Origin of the sequence: Acinetobacter sp. V102_4, assembly GCF_031799005.1 — a bacterium.
Lineage (GTDB): Bacteria > Pseudomonadota > Gammaproteobacteria > Pseudomonadales > Moraxellaceae > Acinetobacter > Acinetobacter calcoaceticus.
Genome location: NZ_JAVQNR010000041.1, coordinates 1 through 21,228, shown reverse-complemented (window position 1 = coordinate 21,228; position 21,228 = coordinate 1). Strand labels below are relative to the sequence as shown.

At 39.6% G+C, this 21,228-nt stretch carries 16 protein-coding genes and 1 pseudogene; 8 read left to right on the top strand and 9 right to left on the bottom strand.

Annotated features, from left to right (window positions below):
* From folP to rlmE, 3 genes are all read right to left on the bottom strand, one after another.
* A complete protein-coding gene (folP, locus tag RMB13_RS12235; RefSeq protein WP_311085368.1) occupies nt 1-852 on the bottom strand; it encodes a dihydropteroate synthase in 852 nt (283 codons plus the stop codon).
* Between the two features lie 134 nt (nt 853-986).
* Nucleotides 987-2,882, bottom strand: a complete 1,896-nt coding sequence (ftsH, locus tag RMB13_RS12230; protein WP_026056144.1) for an ATP-dependent zinc metalloprotease FtsH — start codon at nt 2,880-2,882, stop codon at nt 987-989.
* Between the two features lie 133 nt (nt 2,883-3,015).
* Complete coding sequence (rlmE, locus tag RMB13_RS12225; protein WP_005038716.1) at nt 3,016-3,666, bottom strand: 23S rRNA (uridine(2552)-2'-O)-methyltransferase RlmE; 651 nt, start codon at nt 3,664-3,666, stop codon at nt 3,016-3,018.
* Nucleotides 3,667-3,865: 199 nt separating this feature from the next.
* Here rlmE and yhbY point away from each other — a divergent pair, with 199 nt between their 5' ends.
* Both yhbY and RMB13_RS12215 read left to right on the top strand, forming a co-directional pair.
* The gene (gene yhbY, locus RMB13_RS12220; protein WP_003650075.1) at nt 3,866-4,189 is read left to right on the top strand and encodes a ribosome assembly RNA-binding protein YhbY; all 324 of its coding nucleotides are present in this window, start codon (nt 3,866-3,868) and stop codon (nt 4,187-4,189) included.
* Nucleotides 4,190-4,205: 16 nt separating this feature from the next.
* On the top strand, nt 4,206-4,742 hold the full coding sequence (locus RMB13_RS12215) for a DOMON-like domain-containing protein (protein WP_198077511.1): 537 nt from the start codon (nt 4,206-4,208) through the stop codon (nt 4,740-4,742).
* 59 nt (nt 4,743-4,801) lie between these two features.
* On the opposite strand, the gene RMB13_RS12210 is transcribed toward RMB13_RS12215, so the two are convergent.
* Nucleotides 4,802-5,389 (bottom strand): hypothetical protein, encoded by a 588-nt coding sequence (locus RMB13_RS12210; RefSeq protein WP_311085367.1) that lies wholly within the window; start codon nt 5,387-5,389, stop codon nt 4,802-4,804.
* Between the two features lie 29 nt (nt 5,390-5,418).
* Nucleotides 5,419-5,576: pseudogene (locus RMB13_RS12205) on the bottom strand (hypothetical protein).
* Nucleotides 5,577-5,699: 123 nt separating this feature from the next.
* On the opposite strand from RMB13_RS12205, the gene carA reads away from it, so the two are divergent.
* The 5 genes from carA (at nt 5,700) to RMB13_RS12180 (ending at nt 11,916) form a co-directional block, all read left to right on the top strand.
* Complete coding sequence (gene carA / locus RMB13_RS12200) at nt 5,700-6,839, top strand: glutamine-hydrolyzing carbamoyl-phosphate synthase small subunit (RefSeq protein ID WP_003650071.1); 1,140 nt, start codon at nt 5,700-5,702, stop codon at nt 6,837-6,839.
* Nucleotides 6,840-6,853: 14 nt separating this feature from the next.
* The gene (gene carB / locus RMB13_RS12195; protein WP_005038712.1) at nt 6,854-10,084 is read left to right on the top strand and encodes a carbamoyl-phosphate synthase large subunit; all 3,231 of its coding nucleotides are present in this window, start codon (nt 6,854-6,856) and stop codon (nt 10,082-10,084) included.
* 87 nt (nt 10,085-10,171) lie between these two features.
* Entirely contained in the window at nt 10,172-10,648 is a 477-nt protein-coding gene (gene greA / locus RMB13_RS12190) for a transcription elongation factor GreA (protein ID WP_003650066.1), read from the top strand.
* Between the two features lie 74 nt (nt 10,649-10,722).
* On the top strand, nt 10,723-11,355 hold the full coding sequence (locus RMB13_RS12185) for a CatB-related O-acetyltransferase (RefSeq protein ID WP_311085366.1): 633 nt from the start codon (nt 10,723-10,725) through the stop codon (nt 11,353-11,355).
* Between the two features lie 123 nt (nt 11,356-11,478).
* Nucleotides 11,479-11,916, top strand: a complete 438-nt coding sequence (locus tag RMB13_RS12180) for a universal stress protein (protein ID WP_005038709.1) — start codon at nt 11,479-11,481, stop codon at nt 11,914-11,916.
* Nucleotides 11,917-11,989: 73 nt separating this feature from the next.
* Here RMB13_RS12180 and RMB13_RS12175 read toward each other — a convergent pair whose 3' ends face one another.
* Complete coding sequence (locus RMB13_RS12175) at nt 11,990-12,319, bottom strand: MGMT family protein (protein WP_080028334.1); 330 nt, start codon at nt 12,317-12,319, stop codon at nt 11,990-11,992.
* A gap of 81 nt (nt 12,320-12,400) precedes the next feature.
* Between RMB13_RS12175 and RMB13_RS12170 the strand changes: the two genes are divergently transcribed.
* Entirely contained in the window at nt 12,401-13,120 is a 720-nt protein-coding gene (locus RMB13_RS12170) for a hypothetical protein (protein ID WP_056481676.1), read from the top strand.
* Nucleotides 13,121-13,126: 6 nt separating this feature from the next.
* Here the strand turns inward: RMB13_RS12170 and RMB13_RS12165 are convergent, their stop codons facing one another.
* The 3 genes from RMB13_RS12165 to RMB13_RS12155 all read right to left on the bottom strand — a co-directional run.
* Nucleotides 13,127-14,857, bottom strand: coding sequence for a CapA family protein (locus RMB13_RS12165; RefSeq protein ID WP_311085365.1), 1,731 nt, complete (start codon nt 14,855-14,857; stop codon nt 13,127-13,129).
* Nucleotides 14,854-16,509, bottom strand: a complete 1,656-nt coding sequence (locus tag RMB13_RS12160; RefSeq protein WP_311085364.1) for a poly alpha-glucosyltransferase — start codon at nt 16,507-16,509, stop codon at nt 14,854-14,856. Before RMB13_RS12160 ends, RMB13_RS12165 begins: the two co-directional genes overlap by 4 nt.
* A gap of 144 nt (nt 16,510-16,653) precedes the next feature.
* The coding region (locus RMB13_RS12155) for a type I secretion C-terminal target domain-containing protein (RefSeq protein ID WP_311085363.1) at nt 16,654-21,228 on the bottom strand (4,575 nt) is incomplete at its 5' end.

Here is a 21,228-nt window from a genome sequence, read left to right as displayed (position 1 = left end):
TCAAGCTTGTTCCATCGCTTTCCAAACGAGAATTGCATCATGCATGGCTTTTACATCATGCGCACGAACAATGGATGCTCCTTGCTGAATACTAAGCAAATGCCCTGTAACGCTTCCTACCGCGCGTTGATCTGCTGCTACACCCTTTAAAGCTTCACCAATAAAACGTTTACGAGAAAGACCCGATAAAATTGGATACCCCATATCATTAAGTTTCCAAAACTCTTTTAATAGTTTTAAATTTTGCTGTGCATTTTTTGCAAAACCAAATCCCGGATCGATAATAATATTATGCTTTTTCACACCAGCGGCTAGAGCCTCATTAATACGCTGCTGAAGCTCTTGCATTACATCTAACGTTACATCTGTATACTGATCTAGCTGATTCATTGTGGTGGGCTCCCCACGCATATGCATGATCACTACAGGTATATCTATCTCTGCTGCCGTTTTTAATGCATCTGGTCGAGTAAGCGCACGCACATCATTCCAAATATGTGCCCCCGCTTCTTTCGCTGCACGGATAACATCAGGCTGACTTGTATCAATCGATAGAACCACATCATGTTTAGCTAAAGCTTCAACTACAGGAACAACTCGTCGTATCTCTTCTTCTACACTTACCTCTGATGCACCTGGTCGAGTAGATTCCCCGCCAACATCTATAATTGTGGCGCCTTGTTCAATCATATTTAATGCATACGCCACAGCTTGATCTAACTGATTATGCTTTCCACCATCACTAAAAGAGTCTGGTGTGACATTTAAAATGCCCATAACGTGAGGCTGTGATAAATCTAACTGAAGCTGTCCACATTGTAGAATTTGCTGAGGTAAAGGCATTAACTGCATGACAAGCTCCAATTTAATATTCGGCAACATTTTAACAAGTCTCTGCTCGATATACTGTTGATTTCTTTTCGGCTTTGTCTGAAATACACGCATAAAAAAAGAGCCACATGATAGTGGCTCTTTTTTTAACTGGTTTAGTTCATTGCTGGTAATGGTGGTGGTGTAGATGGACCATCTTTTGGTGGTTCAAATGCAGCCACTGGATTTTCAGCAACATAGACCTTAGGTGGTTGTGGTTCACGACCTTCCATAATGTCACGAATTTGATCACGATCAATGGTTTCCCACTCCATCAAAGCTTTTACCATTGCATGTGCAATATCTTTATTACCTTCTAAGATATTACGCGCAACTTTATATTGCTCATCAAGAATACGGCGTACTTCTTCGTCAACCAACTGTTGAGTTGCTTCAGAGATAGTACGACTACCTACATTTCCAAAGAAACCATTCTGGTTTTCATCTTCGTAAACCATTACACCCATTTTGTCAGACATACCGTACTTAGTAACCATTGCACGCGCCATTTTAGTAGCTCGCTCAAAGTCATTTGAAGCACCAGTAGATTGCTGTTGGATAAACACTTCTTCAGCAATACGACCACCAAACAAAATCGCAATTTCGTTTAGCATCTTGTCTTTATAATGGCTAATCTGGTCTTGTTCAGGTAACTGCCAAGTTACACCCAAAGCCCAACCACGTGGCATAATCGTTACTTTATGAACAGGATCTGTACCAGGCAAAATCTCTGCAACAATTGCATGACCAGCTTCATGATAAGCAGTAGCACGACGCTCTTCTTCACGTAGAACCATCGACTTACGCTCTGGACCCATGTAGATTTTGTCTTTTGCATCTTCAAAGTCATGCATATCAACAGTATTCTTATTACGACGTGCAGCAAATAATGCAGCTTCGTTAACAAGATTTGCCAACTGTGCACCAGAGAAACCTGGTGTACCACGCGCTAAGACTTGCATGTCCACACCCGTGACTGAAGGCAACTTCTTCAAATGTACATTCAGAATTTGCTCACGACCACGAATATCCGGCAAACCAACCATTACTTGACGGTCAAAACGACCCGGACGTAATAATGCTTTATCAAGCACATCAACACGGTTAGTTGCAGCAATAACAATGACGCCTTCATTACCTTCAAAACCGTCCATCTCTACAAGCATTTGGTTTAAGGTTTGTTCACGCTCATCATGACCACCACCTGTACCTGAACCACGGTGACGACCAACTGCATCAATCTCATCAATAAAGATGATACATGGCGCGTGACGCTTCGCTTGCTCAAACATGTCACGGACACGGGACGCACCCACACCCACGAACATTTCTACAAAGTCAGAACCTGAAATGCTGAAGAAAGGAACCTTCGCTTCACCAGCAATTGCTTTAGCTAATAACGTTTTACCAGTACCCGGAGGACCAACCATAAGTACGCCACGAGGAATAGTAGCGCCCAAACGTTTGAATTTTGCTGGGTCTTTTAAGAAATCTACAATTTCAACAACTTCTTGTTTTGCTTCATCACAGCCGGCGACGTCAGAAAAATTGACTTTGATCTGGTCTTCAGAAAGCATTTTTGCCTTCGATTTACCAAAACTCATCGGTCCATTCTTTCCGCCTGCACCACCACCCATGTTACGCATAAAGAACATGAATAACAAAATGATTAACAGTACAGGGAAACTAGCAATGAGAAGTTGCATCAAAATGCCTTGACGTTGTGGAGCTGTTCCCTCTACAACAACATTTTGTTTATTTAAGCTTGGCATAAGCTCAGTGTCTTCAACTTGCGGACGAACAGTTTCAAACTGTGATCCGTTAGTTTTTTCACCATTAATATTTAAACCGTCAATTGTGACTTGCTTAATTTGGCCACTATTCACCGCTGCAACGAAATCTGAATATTTCATCGCAGTAGGCTTATTGCGGTCACTGATATTACTGAAAATTAAAATCAGAACACCAAGTATTATTAGCCACAATACGGCATTCTTGAAGTAATCGCTCAAAGCTTTATTCCCATATCGATCTAATTTGATCATGCCCAATCTTGGCCGATCGTCATAAAAGCAGCAACTGTATTGCTTGCGGATAACCTAAAAGTACAAAATGCACAATTTTTAGGAGCTTGGCAAGTAAACTTTATTGCAATGCTTTCTTACGCCCTTGTCCAATCAAAAAAACCTCTTTAGACCGCGCCCGAGAAGCTGCTGGTTTTGCTGTCTTTAACACATCAAAACTATCAACTACTTGTTTACGAAACTCATCGAATCCTGTGCCCTGGAACACTTTAACAACAAATTGTCCATTAGGACCCAGAACCTTTTGAGCGAAATCTAAAGCCAATTCACATAAGTAAATCTGTCTAGGTTGATCAACGGCCCTATTACCTGATGTATTGGGGGCCATATCAGAAATTACAATGTCTACTTGTCGCCCATTTAAAATATTTAACAATTTTTCAAATACATCTTCTTCTCTAAAGTCGCCTTGTAAGAAAGTGACATCAGGCAAAGCATCCATAGGCAAAATGTCGGAAGCAACCACTAAACCTTTGCTACCAACGAGTTTCCCAGCGATTTGAGACCAACTACCAGGAGCCGCGCCTAAATCCACTACAGTCATGCCTGGCTTGATCAACTTATATTTTTCTTGGATTTCAAGAAGTTTATAGGCTGCTCGAGCACGATATCCTTCCTTTTGTGCTTTTTTTACAAAAGGATCGTCCAGATGTTCCCTCATCCATACACGACTACTTTTCGACAATTTCTGGTTTGTAATGCGTGTTGCCATAACTCACTAAATATCAAAAAAACTTCTGATCGTTCATTGTACGTGAAAATTACTCTCATTACAGTACGGATGTAGCGTAATCTCACTAAGTTTTACAGTTTTTTTCCAATAATGTTGATCGATTATTTATACAGTTTTTCGTACATCTGGTTTTAAGTTTTTTGCTATACTAAGCCGTTTTTAAAATCAGGTATTTTTAATGGCCGCTTTATCTATCCATGAACGTAAACGTTTACGTCAAATTGGTCATGTGCTTAATCCGGTTGTCATGATTGGTGGACAAGGCTTAACTGACGCGGTAATCGAAGAAACGCTTCGTGCTTTAAATGACCATGAGCTTATTAAAGTTAAGATTGCTGGTGAAGACCGTGAAGCACGTACTGCAACAATTGACGCAATTGTAGAAGCGACAGGTGCTCAAGCTGTGCAAAAAATTGGTAAAATTGTTTTGCTTTACAAAAAAGCAGCTAAACAAAACCAGCATTTATCTAATCTTGTTCGTCACGCTCATCTAGCAAACTAATTTAATTTGACAAACTATGGCAAGTTACGAACTTTCAGCTTTTGATCGTTTTCAAGCTGTTTCCGTTGTTGGCGCAATTGAACAGCAAGCACCCTATACCTTAAATATCGGTTTTTGGATTCGCGATCCAAATCAACTTATTATCTGGCCTCAAGAAGTCGCGGCTCATCCTCGTCAAGATTTTTTGTGGGAAGAAACTTGTTTCGAAATTTTTGTTGGCGTGCATGGTGAAGATTATTATCGGGAAATTAATCTTTCCCCTTCTCAAGCATGGCAGTCATATCAGTTTGAAGAATATCGCTATCCAGAAAGTATACCTCCCCTTGCTGCTTACGATATTGAACTGAATCATCTCAAGCGTACTCACTATGGCTTAAATGTTAGTCTTGATTTAGGACAATTTATGCAACAGCATCGCTTGAAATGGTCAAACCTTTATTTAGGTTTGACCACAGTTTTAAAGACCAAAGAAGGTATGCAGTACTATGCAATGCAGCATAGTGGAAAAAGTGCAGATTTCCATAATAAACGTGACTGGTTACATCAGTTCTAAAAATAAAAAAGCGAGAAATTAATTCTCGCTTTTTTATAGCTGGATCAAAGCAGAGATCATTAATTGTCTCGTGCTTTATTCCAAGCTTCGACTGCATTACTTTTAGTACGCTTAATACTTTCGCTTAGAGAATCTTTGTGTTTCAAAGAAATTTGGCTAATATCACCCTTAAGCTCTTTGCTCACTTTCGTTAAATCTTCAATAAGTGCATTAATTTCTGCTTTCAAAGCATTTTTAAGGTCAGATAAGCCTTCTTGTGAAGTACTAAACTGAGCTTTAATCACATCCAGACGCTGTAGAATATCTTGTTTAATTTGAACAAATTGATTTTGAATGTTCTTATTTAATTCGTGAGTTTCAGCTTCAATTTTCTCTTGAGTCTCGCTTAAAACTTCTTTGACTTGTTCTTGAGTCTCAGTAATTGCCTCTTTTACCTGAGTTGTTGCTTCTGTAGCAACTTCTTTAACTTGCTCAGTTTTTTCGGCAACAGCTTCTTTTACCTGTGCAGTTTTAGCAGTTACTGTTTTTTTAGCCTTAGTTGTAGTAGCAGCTAGGGTTTCTTTCACTTCATTAACCTCAGCTTTTACCGACTCAACGACTGCTTGAGCTTTTTCGCTCACATCTGTTGAAACTTCATTATTGCTCATACTATTTCCTCATATTGTTTATTTTTTAACTAGCAATACAATAAATCTAGTTCCAAGAATTCCCCTTGCAAATTGTTAGACAATTTATCAAAAGTATCTAATTCAGATAAGCGGATATTTTTTTGTAAAAAGCAAGCAATGAATTATATTTTTTAGCAGAAAAGAAATAGACTTTAGAGGGTTCCATGCGTATAATGCGCTGTTAAGTTACAAGCGGGCAGACCGATAGGGAGGGCATGTTTTATCCAAACATCGCCGATCTTTTTTGGGTCTACTCGCTTTTTTACAGCCGAAATTCAGGAGCTTTGGTTTGAGCATCCCCGCCATTTTAGCCCTCGCAGATGGAACGATCTTTAAAGGAACGTCAATCGGCGCACCGGGAAATACGACTGGAGAAGTCGTTTTTAACACAGCCATGACAGGCTATCAAGAAATTTTGACTGACCCAAGTTATGCACAACAAATTGTGACATTAACTTACCCTCATATTGGCAACACTGGTTGCAACTCGGAAGACGTTGAATCTGGTCGTATCCATAAAGTATGGGCGAATGGTTTAATTATTCGTGACCTTCCACTACTACACAGTAATTTCCGTGCTGAGCAGTCGTTGAGTGAATATTTGCAAGCGCATAATGTTGTTGCTATCGCAGATATCGATACTCGTAAACTGACTCGTATTTTACGTCAGACTGGCGCCCAAAACGGATGTATCCTTGCTGGCGAAAATATTACAGAAGAAGAAGCAATTGCAAAAGCACGTGCTTTTGGTGGCTTAAACGGTTTAGACCTTGCAAAAGAATGTTGTGATCCAACAGGTTTTGAATGGTCTGAAGGTTCATGGACCTTAGGCAAAGGCTTCTCTCAACCTGAATTAAAATACCATGTAGTTGCATACGATTACGGTGTCAAAACCAACATCTTGCGTATGCTTGCAGACCGCGGTTGCAAACTAACCGTTGTTCCTGCAGAAACTCCGGCTGAAAAAGTATTGGCACTTAATCCGGATGGCGTATTCCTCTCAAATGGTCCTGGCGACCCAGCTGCTTGTGATTACGCGATCGAATCTGTAAAAACTATTGTTGAAACCACAACATTACCTGTATTTGGTATCTGCTTAGGGCACCAAATTCTGGCACTCGCTTCTGGCGCAAAAACTGTAAAAATGAACCATGGTCACCACGGCGCTAACCATCCTGTACAAAATCTTGAAGATGGTACAGTGATGATTACTTCACAGAACCATGGTTTTGCTGTAGATGCAGAAACTTTACCGGCTAACTTAAAAGCAACGCATAAATCATTGTTCGATGGCACCTTACAAGGTATCCACCGTACAGACAAACCAGCTTTCAGCTTCCAAGGTCACCCTGAAGCAAGCCCTGGTCCACATGATTGTGCACCTTTGTTCGATCATTTCATCGAACTTATCGAAGCATCTAAACAGTAATTACGGAGCGAATAATGCCTAAACGTACGGATATTAAAAGCATCTTAATTATTGGTGCTGGCCCGATTGTGATTGGACAAGCATGTGAGTTTGACTACTCAGGTGCTCAAGCGTGTAAAGCACTTCGTGAAGAAGGCTATCGTGTTATTTTGGTTAACTCTAATCCAGCAACCATCATGACAGATCCTTCAATGGCTGATGCAACTTATATTGAGCCGATTACTTGGCAAACAGTTGCACAGATTATTGAAAAAGAACGTCCAGATGCAGTATTGCCAACTATGGGTGGTCAAACTGCATTGAACTGTGCCCTCGCACTTGATGAGCACGGCGTTCTTGCTAAATATAATGTTGAATTAATTGGTGCAAGCAAAGAAGCGATTGAGAAAGCCGAAGATCGTAAACTCTTCGATATCGCTATGCGCAAAATTGGCTTGGAATGTCCAAAAGCTGCCATTGCTGAAACAATGGAAGAAGCTTTAACAATCCAGTCGCGCTTTGGTTTTCCTGTAATTATTCGTCCATCATTTACAATGGGTGGTTCGGGCGGTGGTATTGCATATAACCGCGAAGAATTCCTTGAAATTTGTGAACGTGGTTTTGACCTCTCTCCTACTCACCAGTTATTGATCGATGAATCTTTAATTGGCTGGAAAGAGTACGAAATGGAAGTTGTTCGTGACAAAAACGACAACTGTATTATCGTATGTGCTATCGAAAACTTCGATCCAATGGGCGTTCACACTGGTGACTCAATTACCGTTGCTCCTGCTCAGACATTAACAGACAAAGAATATCAATTGATGCGTAATGCTTCGGTTGCAGTTCTTCGTGAAATTGGTGTTGAAACAGGTGGTTCTAACGTTCAATTCGGTATTAACCCGAAAGATGGACGTATGGTTGTCATCGAGATGAACCCTCGTGTATCTCGTTCATCTGCTCTTGCTTCTAAAGCAACAGGTTTCCCAATCGCAAAAATCGCAGCAAAACTTGCTGTTGGTTATACTCTTGATGAATTGAAAAATGACATCACTGGTGGCGTGACTCCTGCAAGCTTCGAACCATCGATTGACTATGTTGTAACAAAGATTCCTCGTTTTAACTTCGAGAAATTCCCACAAGCAGAACCTGTATTAACCACTCAGATGAAATCTGTTGGTGAAGTAATGGCAATTGGCCGTAACTTCCAGGAATCTGTACAAAAAGCATTACGTGGTCTTGAAGTTGGTGTAAGCGGTTTTGATGAAAAAATCGAAGCTGGCGCAACAAATGCAAAAGAAACCATTTTAAAAGAGCTTAAAGTTCCAGGCCCTGAGCGTATCTGGTATGTAGCAGATGCTTTCCGTCATGGCTTCTCTTTAGATGAAGTATTTGAAGCAACCAAAATTGACCGTTGGTTCCTCATTCAAATTCAAGACATCGTTAAAACTGAAGCTGAAGTAAAAGCTTTAGGTTTTGGTGACTTAAACGCTGACAATATCCGTGCTTTCAAACGCAAAGGTTTATCTGACCTGCGTATTGCTGACCTCATGGGTATTTCACAAAAGCAATTCCGTAAACAACGTTGGAATTTGGGTGTTTACCCAGTTTACAAACGTGTTGATACATGTGCTGCCGAGTTTGAATCTGGTACTGCATACATGTATTCAACTTACGATGAAGAGTGTGAAGCAAACCCATCAAATCGTGACAAGATCATGGTGATTGGTGGTGGTCCAAACCGTATTGGTCAAGGTATCGAATTTGACTACTGCTGTGTACACGCGGCGCTTGCTATGCGTGAAGATGGTTATGAAACAATCATGGTTAACTGTAACCCTGAAACTGTTTCTACCGACTATGACACATCTGACCGTCTATACTTCGAGCCTGTAACACTTGAAGATGTGCTTGAAATTGTACGTACAGAGAAGCCTAAAGGCGTAATCGTACAGTACGGTGGTCAAACTCCTCTTAAATTGGCACGTGCTTTAGAAGAAGCTGGTACACCAATTATTGGTACATCACCAGATGCAATTGACCGTGCAGAAGACCGTGAACGTTTCCAGCAAATGATCCAACGTTTACAGCTTCGTCAACCAAACAACAGCATTGTAAAATCTGCTGAAGAAGGTATCTCTGAAGCTGCAAAAGTAGGTTATCCGTTAGTTGTTCGCCCATCTTATGTATTAGGTGGTCGTGCAATGGAAATCGTATATAACGAAGAAGAGCTTAAACGTTACCTTCGTGAAGCAGTTCAGGCATCTAATGAAGCTCCTGTCCTTCTTGACCGTTTCCTAGATGATGCAACTGAAGTTGATGTTGACTGTGTATCTGACGGTAAAGACGTTGTGATCGGCGGTATTATGCAGCACATCGAACAAGCTGGTATTCACTCAGGTGACTCAGCATGTTCAATTCCTCCTTATTCTTTATCAAAAGAAATTCAGGATGAAATGCGTCGTCAAACTGTTGCGATGGCAAAAGAACTTGGTGTGGTTGGTTTGATGAATGTTCAGTTCGCAGTTAAAGGCGATGATGTTTACATTCTTGAAGTTAACCCACGTGCTTCACGTACAGTTCCATTCGTATCGAAATGTATTGGTGATTCTTTAGCAAAAGTAGCTGCACGCTGTATGGCTGGTCAATCACTTGAATCTCAAGGATTTACTAAAGAAATCATTCCAACACACTTTGCTGTGAAAGAAGCTGTTTTCCCATTCGCTAAATTCCAAGGCGTAGATCCAATGCTTGGTCCTGAGATGAAATCTACAGGTGAAGTAATGGGCGTAGGTAAAACATTTGGTGAAGCATTCTATAAAGCTGTTTTAGGCTCAAATGAACGCTTACCAGGTTTACCAACCGAAGGCGAAGTGAAACATGCTTTCTTATCAGTACGTGAATCTGACAAGAAATATATTGCAGATATCGCTAAGAAATTAGCTGCATATGGCTTCAAGCTTATTGCAACAGGTGGTACATACCAAGTGCTTAAAGAAGCAGGTTTAGAATGTGAATCTGTGAATAAAGTAACTGAAGGTCGTCCACATATTGTTGACCGCTTGAAAAATGGTGAAATACACCTTATTGTCAATACCACTGAAGGTAAACAGGCTCAATATGACTCTGCAATGATTCGTCGTGCTGCCCTACAAGGCAAAGTGTATTACACAACGACTATCAATGGTGCAGAAGCTGTTTGCCAAGCCTTTGCTGTGAAATTGCCAATGGATGTATACCGCTTGCAAGATTTAACTGTAGGTTAATTTGTTACCGATAAGTCCCGTCACCTTATCGGTGGCGGGATTTTTTCATTTTTTTAACTGTGTTTTCTCAAATTAAGAGGGACCAAAATGCAACGCTATCCAATGACCCCTGAAGGTAAAATTGCCTTAGAGAAAGAATTACAACATTTAAAATCTGTTGAACGCCCACGTATTATCCAAGCGATTGCTGAAGCACGTGAGCACGGTGATTTAAAGGAAAACGCTGAATATCATGCTGCTCGTGAACAGCAAGGTTTCTGTGAAGGACGTATTCAGGATATCGAAGGTAAACTCGGTGCAGTTCAAGAAATTGATGTCAAAACACTTGAGCAAAATGGTCGTGTTGTATTTGGTGTGACTGTCACCATTGAAAACCTGGATACCGAAGAACGTAAGACTTATAAAATTGTAGGCGATGACGAAGCAGATTTTAAAATTAATAAAATTTCTGTGAACTCACCAATCGCACGTGGTCTTTTGAGTAAAAGTGAAGGCGATGAAGTAAAAATCGTGACTCCTCAAGGCGAAGTCGAATATGAAATCGTAAGTGTAGAATATCTCTAAGATAATACACAACTAGCCCCTCTTTATGAGGGGTTTTTATTTAATACCATTGATATATTTTTGGGAAATCACAAATGGATACTTCTTTAATTAACACCCCAGTTCGTCATTGGTGTGAATTTGAGTTTATTTCCAAAACTGTTAAAAACCCGAATATCCATATTAAAGGTCATTATTCATATTATTCAGCCTATTGGGACCAAGGTTTTGAACGTTGTGTTGTACGTTATTTACATGACAAAGCCTCGACACCTGACAAACCGATTGATCAACTTTATATTGGTAATTTTGTTTGTTTTGGCGCTGAATGCGTAATCATGATGGGTGGTAACCAACTTCATAGACCCGACTGGATTTCGACTTTTCCTTTTGATACACGTAGCTTTTTAGCTGCTGGTGACACAGTTATTGCCGATGGCTGTTGGATTGGTAGTCGTGCAATGATTATGCAAGGTGTCAAACTAGGTGAAGGTGCAGTGGTTGCAACTGGAGCTGTAGTAACTAAAGATGTTCCACCCTATGCAATTGTAGGTGGCGTGCCTGCGAAAATTATTAAATATCGCTTTCCTCACGAACAAATCGATAAACTGCTTGCTTTAAAACTGTATGATTTAGATGAGAAGCAAATTTTGAAAATACGTGAATATTTACAAACTGATGATATAGCTGCTTTATCTACACATATGGAAAATTTGCGAAATCTATAAAAGTTTATCTAGAAGAATTTATTGTTATAAAGTCACAAATGATTACGTGCTTGAATTTAAATCGTCAAAAAATAAGTATAAAGTATTGAATAAATAGGCATCATTACAATAAGGAAAACACTCATGTTATATCAACATATTCTTGTACCAATTGACGGTTCTGAAACTTCAATGATCGCCATGAAAGAGGCGATCAAACTGGGAAAAGCGCTAAATAGCAAAATTACGGTTGTACAAGTTATGGCACTTGACCCTTATATAGCCGATGCCTATGTAAAAACTGGTCAAACTAATGATTTAATTGAACGCACAAGAACCTATTTACTCGATATTTTAGAACAAGCAAAACAAGAATTTGCCAATGAAGGCATTACGGTTGAAACTAAGTTATTGGAAGGTTTTGTTGTACATGAAGAAATTATTGAGGCTGCTCAAGACTTAAATGTTGATCTCATTGTGATGGGTTCACATGGTCGTACTGGTGTCCGAAAACTGGTGCTGGGTAGCGTTGCACAAAAAGTCTTAGGCGAAAGCCATATTCCTGTTTTGATTGTTCGATAACTTCCATATTGCCTATCTTGTTGATCTTAATAATTTAGGCAATTATTTTTAAATAAATAGCCCTTAAGTCAATTTAAGGCTGCCAAGCAAATTGCTTTAAGTTTACTTTCCCATTTAACAAATAGACGCCTTCAGCTTCCAGCTTTAACTGTTGAACATTTTCACCCTTTTCATTAAATTTACTTAGGCTAATTTTGCCTTGAGAATTAATAACGCGATACCATGGTACTTGATGATCTGCTTCAAGATGCTTAAGGACATAGCCAACTAATCTCGCATGTTTAGGTAAACCTGCCATACGAGCGACTTGCCCATAAGTTGCAACTTTTCCGTAAGGAATCAAAGCAATGACTTCTAAAATCTGCCGATGTAGTTCATACTGAGTTGTCAAAATGGACTCCATAAAAATTGACATTCTTCATATCATATAAAAAAATTTGACTAAAATTAAATGTAATCCAAGGTAGGTTTGAGGGAGATCTGCATGAAAAAAGCCATACTGGTAGTGACTGGGACTTTACTATGTGTTTCTTGTACTACTCGCCCCCCAATTCTTCCTTCAAGAGAAGTACCTAAAGTATCTATAGATGGTCGCCCTATTGTTCCAGTTACTTTCGTTTTTACCACTAATTCTCCGGAAGCTGTAAAGTTTGATAATTATCAACAAATGCGGAAAGAAATTAAAATATTAAATAAATATTATGTAGATGATAAAAACAATAAAATCTTTAAGTTCAAATTAAACCGTTATATCCCATATGAACAGTTCATTCAGTTACGATGTGACCTTAAGCAGCAAATTAATCAGCCCTATCCTATTTCCCTCGAAACGATTCCGGCAAGCATAAAGACCTGTTTTCCAAAACGCACAGCAAGTAAAGAAGTCATTATTTTTATTTACGATGCATACTCACCTAAATGGAAATTTGAAGACGTAACTAGCAGAGCTTTTCGCAACAATGGTGAACCCTTTGTTTTGTTAGACTGGAATCGTTTAAATTATAATATTCAGGCAGGAAGCGTTCATGAAATGGGGCATGCATTTGGTCTAAAACATGTTTGCGCACCGAATGCTACAAAACGGACTCCAACGAATATTATGGCGAGTGCTGAATGTAAACGTGGTAGTGGTGGATTAAGGAATTTAGGTTTTACACCTGTACAACTTCAAACAATTTTATCGAATTATCAAAGTTATCCTTAAAATATTTTAGAAACCAAGCTCTACATAAAAACCTAATTTATCTTGAGCCAAACTATAATTTTCTTGGGCCAGTAATGAAGTCATATAACTGCTGGCCTTTGAAAAATCTTCCTCATTGACTGGATATGGCTGCCAAAATGTTTTCAAATTATTGGTATAGATCGGATATAAACGCAGTCGATCTTTTGACAAATCTAGCCGTGCTATACACCCATATGGTAGAGCATCGTGCTCTGCATACTCACCGTTACTATTAAAAACTGCATTGCCAATACCAAATACTACAGGCTTTTGATGAATGAATTGAATGGGTTGAACAGTATGCGCACCATGCCCAATCACAAGGTCGGCCCCAGCTTGGGTTAAAATATTGGCAAGTTTAGTTTGTTCTTTTGTAATAGGTTTAAAATCAACGCCCCAATGACAAATAACGATGACTTTATGGTGAGGATGAGCCAACTTATAATGGCTTATTTGCTCAATTAAAACTCCATTTAGACAAGCCACTCCACTCTTGTGCGCTAAAGCGTAAAAATCATAATCTAAATAGGCTGTATCTCTGTGCCAATAGCCATTAAAAATAGCGTAATGCTTGTTATTAAATGCGATTTCAAAGTAGCTATGGGCAGCTTTTTGGTTCAATCCTGCGCCAATATAAGAAATCTTGGCCTGATCAAATTGTTGTAATGTATAAGTTATTCCACTATTGCCATGATCTTTTAGATGGTTATTGGCCAACACAACATGGTTAAGGTGAATATTCTTAAATTCTGCTAATGTTTTTTCAGCCTCAGCTTTAAGAATAAACGGCTTTTTATGCCCTAATGGTGATTGATCTTCTAAAGAAAATACTGCTTCAAAGTTAGCGATATTTAAGTCATTTTCACCTAAAAAAGCTTTTATTTTTTCGAATGAATAGCTGTATCCATATTGTTGTAGAGCATCTTTTTGCCCCTTAGACTTGCGCTTTTCTGTATAGATCTCCCCAAAATAAGTATCTCCCAAAATGTTGATCATGCCACTTTGAGTAGAGCAAACTTTAGCTTTTACGTTCTGCTCTTGAAAGCAGTGATAGTAAGGAACCAAATGTTCAATCCGATGAATATCATCTAAAAATGAAAAGAAACCAACAGTCTGGTTTTTTTCAAAAAATGTGAGATAAATTTCTCGAAACGAATTAGAGAGGTATAAGACCGTTACGACTGATTGAGCCATTAATGGCGTCTGGGGAAGATAAGGCTTTCCTTTAAAAATAAGCTCTTTAATAAAGAAAAATTTTCTGATTTCAGCTGGATAGGTATAAATATTTTTGACTAATAAAAACAAATGTTTTAGCTGATTTCGTTTACCTTCTTTTTTAAAATTTAAGTGATAGATATCAGCTCTTTCGGACAAAATTAAATGCGCTTTTTCACTTGTACCGTAAAGCATATTGCTTAAAGCATTTTTTACATCTGCTGCTTGGGTAAAAATTAAAAACTGTAATAGCTCAGTAAAGGTGTAATTTTCAGAAGACTTTAGGCCTAGATTGTGCTGACCTGCTTGCTCAGATAGGTGTTCAGGCACGGCATAGACATCTTGAGCTTGTATGTTGTTTTGCTGAAATTGCTCTAATGCATAGTCGATAAGTAATAGCGTTGAAACATCATCATCAAATTCGAATTGCCATAAAGTTTCATCAAAACTTGTAGTGTCGACATGTGCTAATAACTTAATCTCAACGGGTTGATATTTCATGGCTCATCACCTTTGTAATCTTTTACATAGGCGATATAACCCGACAAGTTATGTTCTTGGTCATCAATCCGTACTCGAAAACGGTCATGTCGAATATAAAACGCATGTAAAATTTTATCGGGGCGTGCCATATACATGGCCATTTCCGGATAAAAAAATCCTGTAGTTTGAAAATCTGCTCTAAACTCAATTAGTTTTTGAAGCTCAGACATATAAGATTGCTCAAAAAGTGCTGTGCGTTCCTGCTCTTTTAAACGGCTCACCATTTTATAAGCAGCCATTAACATCTCTAACAAAGTTGCATATGTCGTTTTTCGATTTCGAATAAAAATAAAATGTTTTAAATAATTATTTAGACCAAAAATAAAATATTTATCTTCTGGGCATATTTTAGTGAGTTCATTGGTACAATAACTTAACCAATGATCATGATATTTTTCATATCTGTTTTCAATAAAATATTCAAACATTAATTTAACTGTTTCTAATAATCTAGAATCTTGGTTAATTTGGTATAAACGTAATAAAGCTAAAGCAGCTTCTCCATCATAATAAATAATCCTGAATTTTTCTTTTAAATCATAATCTGGATAATTTAATACATGAGTCGTTGATCCATTTGAATCTACTAATTTCAAAATACCATTTGCGAGTTTCTCTGCATATTTTTGATAATCAGTTTTTTGGGTAATTTCTTGATATTTTGTCAGCATTAAAATAGCTGCCGCATTGGCACCCAGTTTAATTTCCAACTCCCCTTCTTTACCATCAATCATAAAAGCGGTTGATGAATCTTTTTCTTTATAAAAATTGGTCAGTGCATAGTGAATCGCGGCATGAATTTTAGGCCAATATTCAGGCTTATTTTGCACCTCAAATGTTTCTAGTAAAGCATACGCCGAGGTACAGTGGCGTACCGTATTGTAGTTACGAATGTCTCGATCATAGGCAGAAAAATAACCATAAATAAATTTGCCATTTTCTTGAATCTGGTCATGCAGGAATGCCGAATTTTGTTCAATTAACAGCTTAAAATGCTGTTTTTTATTATTTGAGATTGCCCTAATACCATTTATATCATAGCGACTCGCTAAATTAATGAATTGACCATTTTCATAAAATGCTCCGTAGGTATCAAAAGTCCAAATGTCTTGCAACTCTTGTAGTTTAATCTGTGGTTTTGTAGCGTTATATTTTTGCTTAATTGCATAATTCAGATTGGTTTCATCAAAGAAGTTCGGCTTGTCGTAGCTCAAGCCTCGAATAATTGCTTTTCCATAGATCTCTTGTTCAAGAAAAGCCACTGAACATTGTTCATCCAAGCCAATGCCTTTACGGTAATGGTTGTTGTGAAATTGATGGTGGACCTGTTGTTCTACTTCTTTCCACACCTGTTGCATTAAATTATATGCGATATCGATTTTTATATAATCAGCCAGTTGTTCTTGTGCAAATTGGTCATCAATAAAATCTAATAATTGTTTTTTAGCCTGCTCTAAATTGGTTTTCTCACTGTGCCATACGCTACATCTTTGGTCTTTGGGACCATAAGATAAAAATAAAATAATATCCTGTTTAAGACTCGGAACGTGCTGAACAACTTGTTCTAACCAAAGGTTAAGTTGTCTTTGGAAATTTAAAAATGCCGTCACTCGAATTCAGTCCCTAATTGTTTGTTGTTCTATAAAGCGCTAATCAAGCATCATATCATGCCCCTTCTAAAAGCAAAGTTAACGTATTGTTTAAACATAAAAAAAGAGCCCGAAGGCTCTTTTTTCTATAAGTCGATTGTCAGATTAGAAAATGATTTGACCATTGTTGATCAAGTCATTCAATGTGACTGGACCTGTGAGGTTAGTCAATTGAAGCAATGGTGTTTCAGTGTAAGTACCTTCGATGAGTACTCCACCATCACGGTCTACGCTGATTGTCGCAGTTTGAGTACCAGCATCGTAGCTTACCGACACATATTGACCGATTGTTAAGTTAGATTGAGAACCAATTAACAAGTTACTCAAGTCAATCTTATCAGCCTGATCATCAGTTGCAGTATTACCTACATGGAAGTCAGTCCATATATCTACACCACCACCTGTTGTGTTACCACCAGTTGCGTTAGTGACACTCGCAGCTGTTAATGTGTTGTAGATCAAGGTATCCGAGCCGTTACCAAGAGCAAATGTATCATTTGCCGCGGTACTTACTGCAAGACTATTCAACTCTTGACTCAAGTTAATCGTCAATGAAGAAGTGTATTCACTACCATCAATCACCGAAACTAACTTGTAATCAACCACATCGATTGTCGCATTCGCAGCACTGTCTAATGGTTTGTAGAAGTAAGAGCCATCATTGTATAGATACAATGTGCCTTCACCTGTATTCACTCCTTGACCCGCAGCTAGCTCATATGTGCCAGTTGTTGAGTTCATTACATAGAGCTGAGTACCTTCTACGACATCATTAGTAAGTACGTTGCCAGTAATCCAGTCTGTTTGACCATCTGGTGTGTATTGGTCTAGATGAGTCGCTGTAGTTGTCACTACAGAGTCTAGAGTTATCACACCTAGTGAAAGCACACTTGATAAACTGAATACAACTCGATAAGTACCCGCCGTCAAATGTGGTACATCTGCCGAGAATGCCGGAGCACCGAGTACACCTGCCAAGGCAGTTGCAGAACCTGAATATGCAGTATCAACCCATGTTCCACCAACGAACTGCTGAATTGTATATCCAGTTGTTGGGAAAGCAGACAAGCTTAATGATGCAGTGTAGTTCAACTGTACATGTACATCGCTTACTGTATTAGCAGCAATCACAAATTGATCCGACGTTACCGTACTGCTGAGTACAGGAAGTGGAATTGGGAAACCAACCAAGTTACCGATGGTCACATTACCACTTACCACATCCACAAGTGGGTCTACCACTGGTGCCATACTGATCGTTGCATCATCTGTATCAGCTGTTACAGCAGGTGTTGGAAGTGTAGCGTCTGCCGAAGGATCCGCTGTGTTCCAAGTTACATCAACATCTGGTGAACCAACTTGAACATGTAATGTAGCTGTATCAGTTCTACCAGTCACTGGGTCTGTGACGGTGTAAGTGAAGCTATCAACTTTACCTACATTCGCCATATTTGCAGTTGCCTGATAACTATAAGTACCATCTGCACCAATAGTCAGAGTTCCGTATGCACCAACAATCGTTGCTGGGGTACCTGCTACAACCGCAGACGTATTACCATTTTCAGCTGTAACTGTAGTTACTACTGAAGTTGTCGTAATGTAGTCTGGTACATAGTTTGTACCGTAAACAGCAGAGTTATCATCAGCAAGTACGTTACCAATCACAGGATCAACAACCAGTACAGGAGGCTGAGTAATATCACCATGATTTAGTGTGATATCCGCAGTAACACTACCTAGAGCTGTTAGAAGTGTGTTGCTTTCCATGAACAATTCATAAGTACCGGCACTTAAGTTATCAATCTTGAATTGAACTTCCGAACCAAAGATACCTAACAAATCAATCACACCAGTATCAGAACTATCAGCAACCACAGTACGAGAGCCGTCTGGATTTACTCGAGTTAATACCACATGTAAACCATCAATCACCGTTGCAACCGAACCGAAGTTCACTGCAATAATGGCATCAGTAAGGTTACCTGGGTCAACTGTAAATGTCGCTGTACCTTCTCTAGAACCGATAACAATTCCACCTACACCGAGTAACCAGTTATAGCTGATCGCATTATCAAGTACCTCAGTTGTTACTGGATACACCATGTCTATTTCAGCCGAAGCAACGTTATCCATTGCATCTACTGGAAGCGGACTAGTAATTACAGCTGGTTGAGATGGATCTGCATCGTTCCAAGTCATATCTACACTGTCACTGTCAAGGCGGACATAAAGTGTTGCCTCAGAAGTGTTACCTGTTACAGGATCAAGCAAGGTGTAGGTAAATTGATCTACCTGACCAAGGTTTGCCCCATTTACAGTTGGTGTATATGTGTAGTTACCATCTTGATCGATCACCAAGGTACCGTAAGTACCAACAATTGTTGCACCAGTAGCTGGATCAACAGCAACACCGTTAACTTGAGAGATCACAGCACTGCTGCTTGCCGCATCAACTTCACCAGTGAGGCTTGCATCTTTGATGACATTACCAGAGATCGGTTCAACAGAGTAACCAGCCACGATGTATGGATTATAGACATCCATCGTACCAGTTAATGTTCCGCCTAAGCCTATGCCTAGCAAACCTTCATATCCGATGAATGCACGGTACTGACCAGCATCCAATCCTTCAAGCACGGCTGTTGGTGTACCACCGATGAGTGATAGATCTATGAGAGAAGCTTCTGGATTAGTTCCACCAATCGATACCCATTGTCCTGTTGCTTCATCAAACTTCTGAACAACAATCGCATAATCACTGAGTAAATCGGCAGTGATTATCGCATCGAATGTGAACGTTGCTGTACCTTCACGGTTTGGATCAACAGTAAATTCAATTGCATCGTTACCAAGCAATTGTAAGTCCAGACCAGCCAACGATACGGCTGCAAGGTAAGTTGAGCTACCAAGAGCAACATCATCTGCAACAAGTAATGGCTCTGGATTAATTTCTGCCGTTACTACATTGTCTACCGCTTTCACAGAGCTCAATTGAATATTGAGATTTGCTTGAGCCGTATCGCCAGTCACAGGATCAGTCAATGTATATACAAATTGATCTGTTTGACCTACACCTGCCGCACTTGCAGTAGGAGTATAAGTGTATGAACCATCAAGGTTGATTTCCAATGTACCGTAAGCACCATTAATGATCGTGCCATCTGCTACAACAGGTTGACCGTTAACGGCACTTACAACTGTTGTTGGAGTCACAACGTCTACTTCACCAGCATCATTTATTTCTGTTATGACGTTACCATCAGCAACTTCAGTGTAGTAGCCGCCTACTTGTGTCGTGTCATAAACATCCATTGTGCCTGTTAAGGTACCAAGTAAACCGATGCCTAGAAGACCGTTATAAGTCATGAATGCACGGTATTGACCTTCTTCTAAACCATCAATCACTACACCAGGTGTTGAACCTAGTAAAGTAAGATCAAGAATATCCGCTTGGCCACCACCATAAATTGCAGTCCATTGACCTGTTGTTGTATCAAATTTTTGAACAACTAAAGAGTAGTCAGATAATGCATCCACTCCAATTAAAGCACTGTAAGTAAATGTCGCGTTACCTTCTTGTCCAGCACCCACTGTAAAATCAATTGCTTCAGAACCAAGTTGTAAATCAAGTCCAGCAAGTGAAACCAAGGCTAGGTAAGTTTCGCTACCTAAAGAGGCATCATCTTGTACAAGCAATGGTTGAGGAGCAAGTACGGCTGTATCAAAGTTGTCAAAGGCAACGATAGAACCTGCAAGAGTATAAGTTTGCGTATCTTGCAGAGTACTGCTGTTTCCAGCAAGGTCTGTGAAAGTAGCTGTAGCATCAACAGTTAAATCTGTATCCGCTGCAAGGCCACTACCAGCTACATCAACGGTCCAAGTACCCGCTGCTGCATCTACTGTTGCAACGTAGTTCACTCCGTTTACAGTCACCACAACACCTGTTGTGGCCGCATCTGTAGGGATGTTGGTCAACGTGCCCGTTAAGGTCACAGTTCCACCAGCTTCGGTAGCATCCAGGATGTTATCAGCAGTAACTGGGTCAATTGCTAACACTGTTGTAGTGATATCTGGTGGAGTAACATCAAGTGTTACTGTCACGTCTGCATCTGCAACATCTACGTTACCTTGTGCATCTACAGCCTCAGCATGAATCACAATCTGACCAGTCACAGGATCTGCTGCTGTTGCCGCAAGAGTTGCTATGATAAAGCCATTTGTAAGGTCAGCTGCAGTTACGGTGTAGTTAGTACCGTTAACATTGACCACTGTGCCATCGATTGCATCTGGTCCCAATGCCACTTGTGCATTGAAAGTACCGTCCGTACCAAGTTCCGCAGCGTTTAAGATACCGTCGCCATTTAAGTCTTCAGGAACCGTAATTGCTGTAATCAGATCTTGTGGAGTTGTGTCGATGGTTAAGGTCACGTCTGCATCTGCAACATCTACGTTACCTTGTGCATCTACAGCCTCAGCGTGAATCACAATCTGACCAGTCACAGGATCTGCCGCTGTTGCCGCAAGAGTTGCTGTGATAAAGCCATTTGTAAGGTCAGCTGCAGTCACGGTGTAGTTGGTACCGTTAACATTCACCACTGTGCCATCGATTGCATCTGGTCCCAACGCCACTTGTGCATTGAAGCTGCCATCTGTACCTAACTCGTCTGCATTCAGGATTCC